This is a genomic window from Lysobacter sp. ESA13C (assembly GCF_019970005.1).
Lineage (GTDB): Bacteria > Pseudomonadota > Gammaproteobacteria > Xanthomonadales > Xanthomonadaceae > Lysobacter > Lysobacter antibioticus_B.
Map to the genome: position 1 here is coordinate 156,645 of NZ_JAHXYK010000009.1, position 15,020 is coordinate 171,664.

Genomic DNA, 15,020 nt, shown 5'->3' on the forward strand with positions numbered 1-15,020 from the left:
TCCAGGATGCCTGCCCCATGAGCACCGAGATCAAAGTCCCCGTCCTTCCCGAGTCGGTCTCCGACGCCACGATCGCCACGTGGCACAAGAAGCCGGGCGATGCGGTCAAGCGCGACGAGAACCTGGTCGATCTGGAAACCGACAAGGTCGTGCTCGAAGTGCCCTCGCCGGTCGACGGCGTGCTCAAGGAAATCAAGTTCGAGGAAGGCGCGACCGTGACCAGCCAGCAGCTGATCGCGATCGTGGAGGCCGGCGCCGCCGCCGAAGCCAAGCCCGCCGCCGCAGCCGCTCCGGCCGCCGCCAAGGCCGAAGCGCTGCCGGCCGCCGGCGCCCAGCCGATCACCCCGAAGGCCGAAGCCCCGAAGGCCGCAGCGTCCAACGACCAGCTGCCGCCGGGCGCGCGCTTTACCGCGAACAAGGAAGGCATCGACGCTGCGCAGGTCGAAGGCACGGGCCGCAAGGGCGCGGTGACCAAGGAAGACATCCTCAACTACGCCAAGTCCGGCGGCGTCGGCAATGCCTCGGGCGCCCGCCCGGAAGAGCGCGTGCCGATGACCCGCATGCGCGCGCGCATCGCCGAGCGCCTGATGCAGTCGAAGAACTCGATCGCGATGCTGACCTCGTTCAACGAAGTCAACCTCGGCAAGGTCATGGCGATGCGCAAGGAGCTGGGCGAGTCCTTCGAGAAGGCCAACGGCGTCAAGCTCGGCTTCATGAGCTTCTTCGCCAAGGCCGCCGCCAACGCGCTGCAGCGCCACCCGGTGGTCAACGCCTCGGTCGACGGCAACGACATCGTCTATCACGGCTACGCCGACATCTCGATCGCCGTGTCGACCGACAAGGGCCTGGTCACGCCGGTCCTGCGCAATGTCGAGCGCATGGGCTTCGCCGACGTCGAGAAGGCCATCGGCGACTACGCCAAGAAGGCGCGCGACGGCAAGCTGGCCCTGGAAGACCTGCAGGGCGGCACCTTCACCATCACCAACGGCGGCACCTTCGGCTCGTTGATGTCGACCCCGATCGTCAACCCGCCGCAGTCGGCCATCCTCGGCATGCACGCGATCAAGGAACGCGCCATCGTCGAGAACGGCGCCGTGGTCGCCGCACCGATGATGTACATCGCCCTGTCCTACGACCACCGCATCATCGACGGCAAGGACGCGGTGCTGTTCCTGGTCGACATCAAGAACCAGCTGGAAAATCCGCATCGCATGCTGCTCGGAATGTAAGGGCGAGCTGAGAGTAAAGAGGAGTGAGGAGTGAGTGGCAGACGTTGCTTTACTCATTTCTCACTTTTCCATACTCACTCCTTTTCTTCTGAATCATTTCGAGCCACCAAGGACCCCCAATGTCTGAACAATTCGACGTAGTCGTCATCGGCGCCGGTCCGGCCGGTTATCACGCCGCCATCCGCGCCGCCCAGCTGGGCCTCAAGACCGCCTGCATCGACGCCGCACTCGGCAAGGACGGCAAGCCCGCCCTCGGCGGCACCTGCCTGCGCGTGGGCTGCATTCCGTCCAAGGCGCTGCTCGACAGCTCGCGCCAGTTCTGGAACCTGCAGCACCTGTTCGGCGAGCACGGCATCAGCGCCGACAACGCCAAGATCGACGTCGGCACCATGGTCGGCCGCAAAGACAAGATCGTGAAGCAGTTCACCGGCGGCATCGCGATGCTGTTCAAGGCCAACAAGGTCACGCCCTACTACGGCTTCGGCACCCTGCACCCGGGCAACATCGTCAAGGTCAAGCAGCACGACGGTTCGGAAGTCGAGCTCAAGGGCACCAACGTCATCATCGCCGCCGGATCGGATTCGATCGAACTGCCGTTCGCCAAGTTCGACGGCGACAAGATCGTCGACAACGTCGGCGCGCTCGACTTCACCGAAGTGCCCAAGCGCCTGGGCGTGATCGGCGCCGGCGTGATCGGCCTGGAACTCGGCAGCGTGTGGAAGCGCCTGGGCGCCGAGGTCACCATCCTCGAAGCGCTGCCCGACTTCCTCGCCGTGGCCGACGCCGAAGTGGCCAAGACCGCCGCCAAGGAATTCAAGAAGCAGGGCCTGGAGATCAAGCTCGGCGCCAAGGTCAGCAAGGCCGAAATCCAGAAGGACGGCGTCCACCTGACCTATAACGACGGCAAGGCCGACCAGCAACTGGTGGTCGACAAGCTGCTCGTCGCGGTCGGCCGTCGCGCCGCCAGCAAAGGCCTGTTGGCCGAAGGCACCGGCGTCAAGCTCAACGAGCGCGGCCAGATCGAAGTCGACGAGCATTGCCACACCGGCGTCGACGGCGTGTGGGCGGTCGGCGACTGCGTGCGCGGCCCTATGCTCGCGCACAAGGGCTTCGAGGAAGGCATCGCCGTGGCCGAGCTCATCGCCGGCCTGCCGGGCCACGTCAACTTCGACACCATTCCGTGGGTCATCTACACCGAGCCGGAAATCGCCTGGGTCGGCCAGACCGAGCAGCAGCTCAAGGCCGAAGGCACGCCGTACAAGACCGGCAGCTTCCCGTTCGCGGCGATCGGCCGTGCGGTGGCCATGGGCGAGCCGGCCGGCTTCGTCAAGGTCATCGCCCACGCCGAAACCGATCGAGTCCTCGGCCTGCACCTGGTCGGCGTAGGCGTGTCGGAGCTCGTGCACGAAGGCGTGCTGACCATGGAGTTCAAGGGCTCCGCCGACGACCTCGCGCGCATCTGCCACGCTCACCCGACCCTGTCGGAAGCGATCCACGATGCGGCGATGGCGGTCGACAAGCGCGCAATTCATAAGGCCAATTGACGGCCGGGATTCGGGAATGGGGATTCGGGATTCGCAACTGCATTCCCGCCTCGCCTGAAGCCCACGCAGACGCCAGGCCTTGCCTGGCGTTTTGCGTTTAGGCTCCCGAAACCGAATCGCTCTCACCCTGCTTTTGCCAATCCCGAATCCCAAATCTCGAATCCCTATGCAAAGCCTCTGCGTCTACTGCGGCTCCAATTCCGGCTCCAAGCCGATCTATACCGAACGCGCGATGGCGCTCGGCACGCGCATGGCCAAGGACGGCATCGCCCTGGTCTACGGCGGCGGCAACGTCGGCCTGATGGGCACGGTCGCCGATGCGGTGCTCGAAGCCGGCGGCGAAGCGATCGGGGTGATCCCCGAGCAGCTGGTGAACTGGGAAGTCGCCCACCGCGGCCTGACCAAGCTGGAGATCGTCGGTTCGATGCACGAGCGCAAGGCGCGCATGTTCGACCTCGCCGACGGCTTCGTCGCCCTGCCCGGCGGCTTCGGCACCCTCGACGAAATGTTCGAGATGCTGACCTGGCGCCAGCTCGGCATCGGCAACAAGCCCTGCGCGTTTCTCGACATCGACGGCTTCTACACGCCGCTGATGTCGATGCTCGACCGCATGGTCGAAGAACGTTTCCTGCACGCCGACCAGCGCCGCGACCTGTGGCACGGCGACGACCTCGACACGATGCTCGCCTGGATGAGCGAGTACCAGCCGGCCGCCGCATCGAAGTGGATGGACGAGAAGCGGCGCAACGCCCTGCGCTAAGCTGCAAGGCCCGATAAGCTGCGAGGCCCAGGGACAGGAGGTCGGATCATGCGTTGGATCGTATTGCCGTTGGCCGTGCTCGCCGTGGCGGCGTGCAAACCGGCCCGGCCTCCCGCGAGCGACATCGACCGCACCACGGTCGAGATCGAACGTAGCGGCTGCCTCGACAGCTGTCCGGTCTATAAGTTGCGCATCAACTCCGACGGCATGGCGATCTTCAGCGCCCGCGACTTCACCGGCCGCCACCCGCTGCGCAGCGCGAGCGGCGACTTGGTGATCCCGCACGAAATCGCCGACAAGGACCGTCGCGCCCTGTTCCAGCTAGTGAATTCCAAGGCCTTCGCCGAACTGCTGCCGGACTACTCCAGCGGCGTGTCCGACGGCCCGACCACGACGATCACCGTCAACACGCCATCCGGCGAGCGCAGCGTCACCCAGAACGCTGTCGCCTGCCTGCGCGACAGCAAGAAACCAGGCGCCCTGTCGTCCACCTCGGTCGACCCGCAAGCCCGTTTCGTACCGGACGTGTTCTGCGAGACCGTCGCCCTGATCGAAACCGCGAGCTGCGCCGGCTTCTGGTCCGCGCAAACCCGTCCGCCGCAGGACCCCAACGATCCCCGATTGTCGCCGCCCGAGCGTTGCCGCTTGCCGTCGTTCGGCGCAGCGGCGAATGCCGGTTCCGTGCAGCCATGAAGGCGAGGCGTTCCGGTGCGACGAATCGCCCTAGTTGCGGATCGTTTCTTGTAGGAGCGGCGTGAGCCGCGACCGCGGAACGCGCAGAGGCTGCAATGCCGAACTCATCTATCGAAGCGGCGTGCCGTCACAGGGTAGGAGCGGCGTCCCACTGGATTTCCTTCGGTCACAAGCCGCGACCGCGCTGTAAGGGGTTTGCGGCGTTTCGCTCACGCAAGATAAAGATCTAAATCAAACACTAAAAGCTTCCGCCACTAAAGCGGCGGGTTACTTTCTTTTGTCATAAGCAACAAAAGAAAGGTAACCAAAGAAAAATGCTTTTCTTTGAATCACCGGCCCGCACGTTCGATGCCGACGCAGGGATTTTTCATATGGGACATCCATGTCCCGATGAAAAACGGCCTGCATCCATGCAGGCCGCCCTTCGGGTCTTCGATTGCCTTCGCAAGACTGATGCTGCGCACAGCAACAACAGTATCGGCAATTCAACAATTGCTGTCGCTGTCGCTGTCGCTGTCGCTGTCGCTGTCGCTGTCGCTGTCGCTGTCGCTGTTGCTGTCGCTGTTGCTGTCGCTGTTGCTGTCGCTGTTGCTGTTGCCGTTGCCGTTGCCGTTGCCGTTGCCGTTGCCGTGAAAGCTTGGCGCAGTACCGAACTTGCGATGCAACCGTAGACCCGGAGGGCGGCGCACAGGACGTGCGCCGTTTTTCGATAGGACAAGGATGTCCTATCGAAAAATCCCGGCGACAGCATCGCACTCGTGGCCTGTGCCCTTGCAAGGAGAGCCCTTTTCTTTGGTTACCTTTCTTTTGGGCTTAGCAAAAGAAAGTAACCCGGCCGCGTTAGCGGACGGAAGCTGTAGATGTTGCTGTAGCTGTAGATGTAGATGTAGATGTAGATGTAGATATTGCCGTTGCTTCAGCGCCTTTCGACTGAAGACACCGCAACGGGAGACCTCGCGGTCGCGACTCGCGTCGCTCCTACCCCCACGAAGGCACGCCGCTGCGATGAATGACGTCGGCGTTGCCGTGTCTGCGCGTCCCTTGGTCGCGGCTTACGCCGCTCCTACAAGGGGCTGCAACCACTCGCGAGCGCCCCTGCCAGAGGCCAAAAAGACCGCGATTACCCACTCGGCTATCATCCCCCATCACGATCCACCCGCCCCACCCGGTGCCGCTCCACGCCCCGTACCGCCGCCAGAGCACGCAATGACCCTACCCGCCTCCTTCAACGCCTTCCGCATCCATAACGACGCCAGCGGCTACCGCAGCGGCATCGAGTCGGTCTCGCTCGACGATCTCGCGCCCGGCGAGGTGGTGATCAAGACCGCGTATTCGTCGGTCAACTTCAAGGACGCGCTGGCCGGCACCGGCGAAGGCAAGATCCTGCGCCGGTTCCCGCTGGTCGGCGGCATCGACGTCGCCGGCCACGTGGTCGCCTCGAGCGATCCGGCGTTCAAGGAAGGCGACGCGGTGCTGGTCACCGGTTGCGGCCTCAGCGAGGTGCGCGATGGCGGTTACGGCCAGTACGCGCGCCTGCAGGCGCAGTGGACGATTCCGCTACCGGCCGGCCTCAGCCTGCGCGAGAGCATGATCCTCGGCACCGCCGGCTTCACCGCCGCGCTCGCCCTGCACCGCATGCTCGACAACCGGCAGACGCCGGCGCAGGGGCCGCTCGCGGTCACCGGCGCCACCGGCGGCGTCGGTTCGCTGGCGCTGGACATCTTCAGCCGCGTCGGCTTCGAGGTGCACGCGATCAGCGGCAAGCCCGAACAAGCCGATTACCTGCGCTCGATCGGCGCCCGCGAGGTGCTCGGCCGCGACGCCCTGCAGACCGAGCGGCCGATGGAGTCGGCGCGCTTCGGCGGCGGCCTGGACAACGTCGGCGGGCCGATGCTGGCCAGCCTGCTCGCCCAGACCGCGCCCTACGGCAACGTCGCCACCGCCGGGCTCGCCGCCACCCACGAGCTGGCGACCACGGTCATGCCGTTCATCATCCGCGGCGTGTCGCTGCTCGGCGTGGCCTCGGCGGGCACCGCAAGAAGCATCCGCGACGAGATCTGGCAGCGCCTGGGCAGCGACTGGAAGCCCGCGCATCTGGACCGGATCTGCACCCGCGAAGTCGGTCTGGCCGAGCTGCCGCAGGTATTTCCGGGCATGTTGGCCGGCGGTTCGGTCGGCCGGACCCTCGTCGTGATCTAGTTGGCATTGCAGCGGCGCGGCGCGTCGCTACAATCGGCCGCAGGTTCTTGGGGGAAACACATGGCGCGTATTCTGATCGTCGACGATTCGCCGTCCCAGCTGATGGGCATTCGTCGCATCGTCGAAAAACTGGGGCATGAAGCCTTGACCGCAGAGGACGGCGCCGCCGGCGTCGAAGCGGCCAAGCGCGAGCTGCCCGATATGATCCTGATGGACGTGGTGATGCCGAACCTCAACGGGTTCCAGGCGACGCGCTCGATTTGCCGCGAATCCACGACGAAACACATCCCGATCGTGCTGGTCACGACCAAGGATCAGGACACCGACCGCGTCTGGGGCATGCGCCAAGGGGCCAAGGCCTACATCACCAAGCCGTTCAGCGAGACCGATCTGTCCGAGATCATCGCGCAGTTGCTGCCTTCGGCCGCCTGAATGCGGCACGCGGGCCCGGCAGGCCGGCGCCTCGCAGCAGAACGAACAAACCCGGCGCAAGCCGGGTTTGTCGTTTCCAAACTCGCTTCAGCGCATCGGCGGCGCACTCGGGCCACGACGCACCGTCTGCGGCATCGCAGTCGACCGGCCACGACGCCCCACGCGGCCGATGGCCGCGGCGGCGCTCAGACCCGCCGCCAATCCTCGCCGAAGGCCACCCGCATCGCCTCGTAGGCATCGTGCTGCGCCGGCGTTTCCGCGCGCGGCGCCAGCACTTCCAACTCGACGATCTGGTCGCCCGCCTGGGTGCCCGGCAGGCCGCGGCCGCGCAGGCGCAGCTTGCGCCCCGCTTCGGAATTGGCCGGGATCTTGAGCTCGACCGGGCCGCCCAGGGTCGGCACGCTGATGGTCGCGCCGAGCGCGGCTTCCCACGGCGCCAACGGCAACATGTAGATCACGTTGCGGCCGTCGACTTCGAAATGCGGATGCGCGGCGTATTCGATCTCGAGCAGCAGGTCGCCGTGTGCGCCCTGCCCGGCCAGGCGGATCAGCTGGCCGGGGCGCACGCCCTTCGGCACGCGTACGTCGAGGGTCTTGTTGTTGACCGAAATGCGGATGCTGCCGCCCTCGTACACCGTTTCCAGCGACACCGCGAGCTTGGCCCGGGTATCGCCGCGCGGCGGCGCGCTGCGGGCGCCCTGCTGGCCGAACCCGCCGGCCGCCGAGCGGCCGCGACCGAACAGGGTCTCGAAGAAATCGCTGAAACCGCCGCCGGCGCCACCGCCGGCGAAGATCTCCTCGAAGTCCGGGCTGCCGCCGCCGTAGCCGCCCGCGCTGGGCTGCACTTCGTCGCCGGGCCGGTAGCCGCGTGCGCGCAACTGATCGTAGGCCGTGCGCTTCTGTGGGTCGCGCAGCGCCTCGTAGGCCTCGTTGACGGCCTTGAACTTCTCCTCGGCGCCGGCCTCCTTGCTGACATCGGGATGGTACTTTCGCGCCAGGCGACGATAGGCCGTCTTGATCTCGGCCTCGCCCGCGCTCGGTTCCAGGCCGAGGGTTTCGTAATAATCCTTGAACTGCATCGTTGCTCCCCACATACAAGCGCCATACGCGGCGCAGCCCACTCACGCCGTCTTGACGCATCATTAGCCTGACAGCATGGCGGCGACGACCGCGATTTCAAGTCGCGTTGACGCGGTATTTAGCACCTGCTGCCTAGACTCGAACCCCCACAGGAGATTTCCATGAGCATCCAGGTCGGCGAACGCCTTCCCGAAGTCGTACTCAAGCGCATCAACGAAGGCATCGAGAGCGTCGATACCCGGGCCCTGTTCGACGGCCGCAAGGCCGTGCTGTTCGCGGTGCCGGGCGCCTTCACCCCGACCTGCTCGGAGAAGCACCTGCCCGGGTTCGTCCAGCATTTCCAGGAGTTCCGCGACAAGGGCATCGAAGTGCTGTGCCTGGCGGTCAACGACCCGTTCGTGATGCAGGCCTGGGCCCAGAGCCAGCACGCGCCGGACGGCATGATCATGCTGGCCGACGGCAACGGCGACTTCACCCGCGCGCTCGGCCTGGAGCTCGACGCCAGCGCCTACGGCATGGGCACGCGCGCCAAGCGCTTCGCGTTGTACGCCGACGATGGCGTGGTCAAGCAACTGCACGTCGAAGAACCCGGTGAGTACCGCGTGTCCTCGGCCGAATACATGCTGCAACAGGTCTGAGCCGCGGCCGGCCCGGATCGCCACAGGTCCGGGCCGCTCGCTTCATCGACTCCATCGACGCGCCGCTGCGTTTCCTCTTCACCCGCCCGCACGAGGTTCCCGCTCTCTTCCCCCGACCAGCCAGGAGGCACTATGCCTGCCAAGCCCGTCAGCAAGACCGTCGCCCGTCCAGCGTCCACGCAATCGTCCGCCGGTAAACCCTCGGCGTTCGTCACCGACCTCGCCACCATTCGCGCGCGTGCCCGCAAGCACATCGAAGACGGCGCGATCACCGACAGCTACCGCGCCGACCGCGAGGCGGTGATCAAGTTGCTCAACGAAGCCCTGGCGACCGAAATCGTCTGCGTGCTGCGCTACAAGCGCCACTACTTCATGGCCAGCGGCCTGATGGCCGACGCGATCAAGGCCGAATTCCTCGAACACGCCAACGAAGAACAGGCGCATGCCGATCGCATCGCCGAACGCATCGTCCAGCTCGGCGGCGCCCCGGATTTCAATCCCGACGTGCTGTCCAAGCGCGCGCACGCCGAATACGTAGAAGGCACCGACCTGCGCGACATGGTCAAGGAGGATCTGGTCGCCGAACGCATCGCGATCGACAGCTATCGGCAGATCATCGATTACATCGGCGACCAGGACACCACCACCAAGCGCCTGATGGAGGACATCCTGGCGCAGGAAGAAGAACACGCCGACGAACTGGCCGACCTGCTCAACGGCTGGACCGGCGGATAAGCCGCAACAGCCAACGGCCGCGGCTCGCCCCCGCCCCTGTAGGAGCGGCGTGAGCCGCGACCGCGATCTTTCCCGCACGGTCGCACACTCAGTACGATGGCGTCGGTCCCTATCCCGCGATAATTCACACCTTCGATTACTCGCGAAGGCGTTGCGGACTCTTCGTCCCGTGATCGCGGCTCACGCCGCTCCTACAGGGGCGGGACACAGTCGCTCATGCGGGAGCGGTGAGCCGCGACCGCGATGCTTCCCGTTCGCTTCGCCTCCTCAGGCCGCCTCACCCTGCGCTGCCTCGGCGAACAGGCCGCGGCCGAGCGCGAAGGCCGTATGCAGATGGGCGGCGGCTTCGTCGGGGTTGGTATGCAGTAGCAACTCCGAGGTCAGCACGCGGGCGCCGCAGTAATCGAAGATGCCGTGGTCGATTTGGGTCTTCATCGCCGCCTCATAACCGTGCTTGACGTAGGTGCCGGCACCGGCGCCGCCGACGCCGAGCAAATGCACGCTCAGGCGCTGCAGTTTCTTGACCACCCGCCCGTCCTTTTCCTCATAGGCCCAGCCGTTGGCGAATACTCGGTCGATCCAGCCCTTCAGCAAGCCCGGCATCGACCACCAGTACACCGGGAACACCAGGGCCAGCGCATCGGCCCGATCGATCCGCGCCTGCTCGGCGCGCACGTCCGCAGGCGCGTCAGCGCGCAGGTAGAAACCGGCGACGTCGTCGTGGTTGAAGCGCGGGTCGAAGCCTTCGGCCGCCAGGTCGGCGATCTCGAAGGCGTGGCCCGACTGCGCCAGGCCATCCGCCAGTTGCGCGGCGACGGCATGGGTCAGCGATTGCGGGTCGGGATGGGCGACGACGATGAGTGTGTTCATGAGGACATCCGGCAGAAGAAAGAATTATTACCAAAGGTAACTTACTAGATGTAAGTTACCTTTGGTATGTTTCTTCGTCAAGCGCCGGGAATCCCCCTGCGAGGACCGACTCGGGCTTCGTGCTCGCCCTAACGCAACACCCGGAACCTCACCCGCGACCAGGCGCCGGTATCGGCCAACGCGGTCAGCGTGTGCTCGCCGACTTCGCCGAAGTCGTGGTCGAAACGCGCACGTCCCTGCGATTCGCCGATCAGGCGTCCGTCGAGCAACCAGCGCACCCGCGCATCGCTGCCGAGCGCGCGGATCGATAGGCGCAGCGGCGTCGCATTGCCGGGCGCGCGCGCCAATGTGGCCTGGTCGTCGATGCCTTCGATGCGCAGTTCCTCGACCGCATCGCGGCCGTCGTCGCTGCAGTCCGGCGCCAGCGGCGGCAGGCGCGCGGCCTTGCGGGTGTCGGCGGCGAGCCAGGGCGAGGCCAGCGCCGGCCAGCGCGCGAGTTCGCGCGAACGGCGCTCGTGCGGCTGGCTGCATTCGCCGGACAGGCGCAGGCCGCTGCGCGCATCGGCCTGGTAACGTTCCAGCCCGGCATTCCACAAGCGCGCATCGCGTTCGGCGAAGGTCGGCGGCACCGAACCGTCGAGCGTCCACGCCTGCAGACGCCGGTGACAGAGTCCGGGCGCCTTCGGGTCCGGCGCGATGCCGAGCGGCCAACAGATCTCGATCTGCTCGACGTTCTTCGGCGGCCGCCGCAGGGCGGCATCGCCATTCTGCCGCGGCAAGCTGTCGATCACCTCGAACAACAAGGGCAAGGCGGTCACCGCGCCGTACTGGCCCGGTAAGGGCGTGCCGTCCGGCCGCCCGACCCAAACCCCGACCGTGTAGCCGCGCGTGCTGCCGAGCGCCCAGGCATCGCGGAAGCCGTAACTGGTGCCGGTCTTCCACGCCACCCGCGGCCGGCCGCGGGTGTCGAAGGTTTCCTCGACACTGCCGGGACGCGGGTTGGCTTCGAGAATCTCGCGCACGATCCAGGCCGCACCCGGCGACAACAGCCGCCGCTCCAACCTCGGCGCATCGCGCTGATAGCGCACGCGCCCGGCGATGCCGTCGCGATTGAACGCCGAATAGGCGCCGACCAAGTCCTCCAGGCGCGCGCCGGTGCCGCCGAGGATCATCGCCAGGTTCGGGCTCGCGCCGCGCGGCCACTGCAGGTCGATGCCGGCATGGGCCAGGCGCGCGGAAAAACGCGAGGGGCCGACCCGATCGAGCAGATCGACCGCGGGGATGTTCAGCGACAGGCGCAAGGCCGTCGCCGCGCCGACCGGGCCGTTGAAAGCGGTGTCGAAATTACCCGGGCGATAACCGCCGAAGGATTGCGGCGCATCCACGAACAGGCTTTCGGAATGGATCAAGCCGTCGTCGAGCGCCAGTCCGTACAGGAACGGCTTCAAGGTCGAGCCCGGCGAACGCCAGGCCTTGACCATGTCGACGTGGCCGAGCCGCGCGGCATCGCCGAAGGTCACCGAACCAATATAAGCGCGCGCTTCCAGGCTGGCGTTGTCGACCACCAGCAAAGCCGCCGAGGTGCGCTCGGGCAGGCTGGAGAAATACGCCGATACGCGATCTTCCAAGGTGCGTTGCAGCTCCAGGTCGATGGTCGACGCGACCCGCAAGGCCTTGGGGTTTTCCACGCGCAACCGCTGCGCCAGCAAGGGCGCGTAACGCGGCGGTTGCAGCGAGCGCGCGACCACCGGTTCGACCCTGGCGTCGGCGACTTCGTCCTGCGACCAGACCTTCAGCGCCGCCATGCGTTGCAATACTTTGTCGCGCGCCTTGCGCGCACGCTCGGGCTCGCGATCCGGCCGCAGCCGGCTCGGCGATTGCGGCAGTACCGTCAGCAGTGCGGCCTCGGCATGCGACAGACGCGACGAGGGTTTGCCGAGATAAGCCCAACTCGCCGCTTCCACGCCTTCGACGGTGCCGCCGAAGGGTGCGCGGTTGAGATACAGGCCGAGGATCTCACGCTTGGACAAATGCACTTCGAGCTGCACGGCGCGCAGCATCTGCCGGCTCTTCGACCACAGGCTGCGCCGGTTCTGCCCGGGCGCGGCATCGAGGATGCGCGCGACCTGCATGGTCAGGGTCGAGCCGCCCGAGACCACGCGGCCGCTGCGCAGCCATTGCCCGGCGGCGCGCAGCATCGCCACCGGATTGATGCCCGGGTGCTTCCAGAACCAGCGGTCTTCGTAGCTCAGCAAGGCCTGCAGATACAGCGGCGAGACCTCGCTGTCGCGCACCGGATAGCGCCAGACGCCGTCGCGGTCGGCGAAGGCGCGCAGCGGCGTGCCGTCGGACGCGGTGACCACGGCGCCGGCATCGCGCGGTTTCGGCAGCGGCAACGGAAACGCGAGATCGAGCAGCATCGCCACGATCGCGAACAGCATCAGCGCCAACAGCGTTTTCAGCGCGACACGGCGCCGGGGCGAACCGCGTCGGGACGGCTCGCGCCGGGGCGGAACTGAGGTTTCGGTGGACAGGGTGGACACGTTACGACCGGCAAAGACCATGATCAGCTTACGTCAGCGCGGCGCGCCGTTGCCGAGGAGGTAGCGGCGCACGGCGGCAGGCGCTCAGCCTGCGACGTTGAACGCGGCCAGGCGCAGGCGTCCATCGATGAGATGCAGGATCAGGCTTTCGGCGCCCTCCTGGCGTTCGACGCTCTTGCCGCCTTCGCCGTCGTTCACCTCGACCTCCTCGGCGACCGCCGCGAGCACCGAGACCTGGGCGTCGATGAGCTCGTCGTTGCCCTCCTCGCGGTCGGCGTCCGGATCGGGCTGGATGCTGATCGAATACGTTTCTTCGCTCTTGCCGCGTTGCTGCGAACGGCTCGCCACCAGGGTACCGTCCGGCTCGCTCGCGAAGGTCTGCCCGATCACCTGCTCGATGGTCTCGGCATAGGTGTCGGCGCGCGAATCGGGAAACAGGTCGGCGTAGTGCTTCTCGGCCAGGGCGCGATCGATCTTGCCGCCGGCGGCCTTGGCGGCTTTTTCCAGCTCGGTCTCGTAGATCGGCAGGCCGATGGCCTCGAGCGGAAAGTTCATGCGGCCGAGCACGATGTTCTTGTCGCGCGTGCGGAAGGCCCGGCCCAGTTCGGCGAGTTCGGACAGGACGCGCTGCTGGCGGCTCTGGTGTTCGGCCTGGGCGACGGTCTGGCCGTTCCAGGCATAGACGTAATAGTCGGTGGTCTTGGGCCGCGCCGCCGAACAGATGTCGATCGCGCGCAGGTACAGGCGGCCGGTCGAGATCTTGTCGAGCTCCGGGCAGAACTCCGGCATGCCGGCTTGCGGCAGCGCCTGGAAGTCCTGGCCGCGGCTCATCAGCACCACGAGTTTCTTCGACGCGGCCATGGTCGCATCGGGCGTGCCCTGGCCGAACAAAACCACGACATCGTCGTGGCCGTCGCGGTCGAGATCGCCGACCAGGTGTTCGAAGCCCAGCTGTTCGAAGCCGGGGTCGAGCTTGCGCAAGGCCGCGAAGGCGCGCTCGGCGGTGGCTTTTTGCGCCTCGGCGGTGGCCGCCGGCGCGGACGCCGCCGGGGCTGCGACGGATGGATCTTTCGGCGCGGCCGCATCGGCCGGCGCGGCGTCGGTGCCCGACTGGCAGGCGGCCAGGCCGAGCATCAGGGACAGTACTGCGATCTTGCGCATGTTCGCTCCTTGCGTGGGGTGGCGGTCGCGGCCTCGGGCCGGACCTCGGGCGGTACGAGTGTTGCGGCGCGACCGGGCGTCGGTCGCGCGCGTCGGATTTCAGGCGTCAGACTTCATCGGAATTGTGGTCGAGCAGGTACAGCTCGCCTTCGATCAGACGGAAATTGGCGTGGTAATGGCTGCCGTCGCGCTGCGGCCATTCCAGCATGACCTCGGCATCGACCACGTAGCTGGCGTCGTCGGTCTCGATCAGGCCCTGATCCGGGCTCAGATCGATCTGCAACCGATACTCGCCGCTGCTGCTGGCGTCGCGGCCGCGCACCGTGGCCTGCCATTCGTCGCTGCCGAGCAACTGCAACCCCGCCTTGCGCAAGCGCTCGACCGCCGTGGCGAAAGCCTCGCGCCGCGGCGCATCGACGAACAAAGAGCGGTCGATGCCCTGCACGGCCGGTGCCGGCGCCGCACCGGGGCGGATCGACAAGGGGTGCTCGCGCAGATGCCGGATCAGCACCTCGTCGCGTTGTTCGCGCAATGCGGTTTCGATTTCGGCCAACTGCGACAGGATGCGTTGCTCGGGCGATTCCTCATCGAGCTGGCGCAAGCCCTGCCCCGACCATTCGTAACGGTGATGCGCGATGGCCTTCGGGAACGGCACCATGCAGGCTTCCAGCTCATCGACCCGCAGCACGCCGTCGACGACGCCGCGCAGGGCCGCGCAATAGCCGAACAGATTCTCGCCGTCGTCGGGCACCAGCTGCAGCCCGCCTTCGCGCGCCATCAGCATGCGCACGTGATTGGCGACATGGCGCATCGCCCCCTCTTCGCCGATGCCGTACTCGACCGCGATGTCGTCGCGACCGTCGCGATCGAGGTCGCCGATCGCGTAGTCGGCGTAGTAGCGGTCGAATTGCGGCGTGTCCTTGCGCATCAACGCCTCGGCGGCGATCTGCAAGGGATGGGCCGGGGCCGGCGCTTCGACGACAGGCTGGGCCGGGCTGGCCACAGCCTCGGCCACGGCGACCGCGGTGGCATCGGCGGTCGCCTGCGGCGCTGGATCCGACGCCGCCGGCGCTGCCGGCAGCGTACAGGCCGCCAGCAGCGAGGCCAGCGCGGCGGAAAGCACCGCGCTTCCCGCC

At 66.7% G+C, this 15,020-nt stretch carries 14 protein-coding genes; 9 read left to right on the forward strand and 5 right to left on the reverse strand.

The genetic code is table 11. From position 1 onward, the window contains the following. Positions 1–17 precede the first annotated feature (17 nt). The 7 genes from sucB (at position 18) to pilH (ending at position 6,857) form a co-directional block, all read left to right on the forward strand. The gene (sucB, locus tag LC490_RS18105) at positions 18–1,229 is read left to right on the forward strand and encodes a dihydrolipoyllysine-residue succinyltransferase (protein WP_031372991.1); all 1,212 of its coding nucleotides are present in this window, start codon (positions 18–20) and stop codon (positions 1,227–1,229) included. Between the two features lie 119 nt (positions 1,230–1,348). Next, positions 1,349–2,773, forward strand: coding sequence for a dihydrolipoyl dehydrogenase (gene lpdA / locus LC490_RS18110; protein WP_031372992.1), 1,425 nt, complete (start codon positions 1,349–1,351; stop codon positions 2,771–2,773). A gap of 166 nt (positions 2,774–2,939) precedes the next feature. After that, positions 2,940–3,533, forward strand: a complete 594-nt coding sequence (locus LC490_RS18115) for a TIGR00730 family Rossman fold protein (protein WP_223621093.1) — start codon at positions 2,940–2,942, stop codon at positions 3,531–3,533. A 48-nt stretch (positions 3,534–3,581) separates the two neighbouring features. After that, positions 3,582–4,226, forward strand: a complete 645-nt coding sequence (locus tag LC490_RS18120; RefSeq protein WP_223621094.1) for a DUF6438 domain-containing protein — start codon at positions 3,582–3,584, stop codon at positions 4,224–4,226. 453 nt (positions 4,227–4,679) lie between these two features. After that, complete coding sequence (locus tag LC490_RS18125; protein WP_223621095.1) at positions 4,680–4,859, forward strand: hypothetical protein; 180 nt, start codon at positions 4,680–4,682, stop codon at positions 4,857–4,859. Between the two features lie 573 nt (positions 4,860–5,432). Continuing rightward, the gene (locus tag LC490_RS18130; RefSeq protein ID WP_223621096.1) at positions 5,433–6,425 is read left to right on the forward strand and encodes a YhdH/YhfP family quinone oxidoreductase; all 993 of its coding nucleotides are present in this window, start codon (positions 5,433–5,435) and stop codon (positions 6,423–6,425) included. 60 nt (positions 6,426–6,485) lie between these two features. Next, on the forward strand, positions 6,486–6,857 hold the full coding sequence (gene pilH / locus LC490_RS18135; RefSeq protein WP_031370810.1) for a twitching motility response regulator PilH: 372 nt from the start codon (positions 6,486–6,488) through the stop codon (positions 6,855–6,857). A 185-nt stretch (positions 6,858–7,042) separates the two neighbouring features. Here pilH and LC490_RS18140 read toward each other — a convergent pair whose 3' ends face one another. Then, on the reverse strand, positions 7,043–7,936 hold the full coding sequence (locus tag LC490_RS18140) for a DnaJ C-terminal domain-containing protein (RefSeq protein ID WP_223621097.1): 894 nt from the start codon (positions 7,934–7,936) through the stop codon (positions 7,043–7,045). Positions 7,937–8,098: 162 nt separating this feature from the next. Here LC490_RS18140 and LC490_RS18145 point away from each other — a divergent pair, with 162 nt between their 5' ends. Beyond that, positions 8,099–8,575: a peroxiredoxin gene (locus LC490_RS18145; protein WP_031370808.1), complete on the forward strand. Its 477-nt coding sequence runs from the start codon at positions 8,099–8,101 to the stop codon at positions 8,573–8,575. 132 nt (positions 8,576–8,707) lie between these two features. Then, positions 8,708–9,310, forward strand: coding sequence for a ferritin-like domain-containing protein (locus LC490_RS18150; RefSeq protein WP_031370807.1), 603 nt, complete (start codon positions 8,708–8,710; stop codon positions 9,308–9,310). A gap of 267 nt (positions 9,311–9,577) precedes the next feature. Here LC490_RS18150 and LC490_RS18155 read toward each other — a convergent pair whose 3' ends face one another. The 4 genes from LC490_RS18155 to LC490_RS18170 all read right to left on the reverse strand — a co-directional run bounded on the left by LC490_RS18155 (position 9,578) and on the right by LC490_RS18170 (position 15,007). Further along, complete coding sequence (locus LC490_RS18155) at positions 9,578–10,180, reverse strand: NAD(P)H-dependent oxidoreductase (protein WP_223621098.1); 603 nt, start codon at positions 10,178–10,180, stop codon at positions 9,578–9,580. A 128-nt stretch (positions 10,181–10,308) separates the two neighbouring features. After that, positions 10,309–12,621 (reverse strand): penicillin-binding protein 1C, encoded by a 2,313-nt coding sequence (gene pbpC, locus LC490_RS18160; protein ID WP_223621134.1) that lies wholly within the window; start codon positions 12,619–12,621, stop codon positions 10,309–10,311. Between the two features lie 186 nt (positions 12,622–12,807). After that, complete coding sequence (locus LC490_RS18165; protein ID WP_223621099.1) at positions 12,808–13,884, reverse strand: hypothetical protein; 1,077 nt, start codon at positions 13,882–13,884, stop codon at positions 12,808–12,810. 106 nt (positions 13,885–13,990) lie between these two features. Continuing rightward, on the reverse strand, positions 13,991–15,007 hold the full coding sequence (locus LC490_RS18170) for a hypothetical protein (protein WP_223621100.1): 1,017 nt from the start codon (positions 15,005–15,007) through the stop codon (positions 13,991–13,993). Positions 15,008–15,020 lie beyond the last annotated feature (13 nt).

Excerpts from the sequence above, each read along its gene's own strand:
- LC490_RS18115 (WP_223621093.1), top strand. The coding sequence starts at position 2,940 with ATGCAAAGCCTCTGCGTCTACTGCGGCTCCAATTCCGGCTCCAAGCCG.
- LC490_RS18150 (WP_031370807.1), top strand. The coding sequence starts at position 8,708 with ATGCCTGCCAAGCCCGTCAGCAAGACCGTCGCCCGTCCAGCGTCCACG.
- LC490_RS18125 (WP_223621095.1), top strand. The coding sequence starts at position 4,680 with ATGCTGCGCACAGCAACAACAGTATCGGCAATTCAACAATTGCTGTCG.
- pbpC (WP_223621134.1), bottom strand. The coding sequence starts at position 12,621 with ATGCTGTTCGCGATCGTGGCGATGCTGCTCGATCTCGCGTTTCCGTTG.
- LC490_RS18145 (WP_031370808.1), top strand. The coding sequence starts at position 8,099 with ATGAGCATCCAGGTCGGCGAACGCCTTCCCGAAGTCGTACTCAAGCGC.
- LC490_RS18140 (WP_223621097.1), bottom strand. The coding sequence starts at position 7,936 with ATGCAGTTCAAGGATTATTACGAAACCCTCGGCCTGGAACCGAGCGCG.
- pilH (WP_031370810.1), top strand. The coding sequence starts at position 6,486 with ATGGCGCGTATTCTGATCGTCGACGATTCGCCGTCCCAGCTGATGGGC.
- LC490_RS18130 (WP_223621096.1), top strand. The coding sequence starts at position 5,433 with ATGACCCTACCCGCCTCCTTCAACGCCTTCCGCATCCATAACGACGCC.
- LC490_RS18155 (WP_223621098.1), bottom strand. The coding sequence starts at position 10,180 with ATGAACACACTCATCGTCGTCGCCCATCCCGACCCGCAATCGCTGACC.
- LC490_RS18165 (WP_223621099.1), bottom strand. The coding sequence starts at position 13,884 with ATGCGCAAGATCGCAGTACTGTCCCTGATGCTCGGCCTGGCCGCCTGC.
- LC490_RS18120 (WP_223621094.1), top strand. The coding sequence starts at position 3,582 with ATGCGTTGGATCGTATTGCCGTTGGCCGTGCTCGCCGTGGCGGCGTGC.
- lpdA (WP_031372992.1), top strand. The coding sequence starts at position 1,349 with ATGTCTGAACAATTCGACGTAGTCGTCATCGGCGCCGGTCCGGCCGGT.
- sucB (WP_031372991.1), top strand. The coding sequence starts at position 18 with ATGAGCACCGAGATCAAAGTCCCCGTCCTTCCCGAGTCGGTCTCCGAC.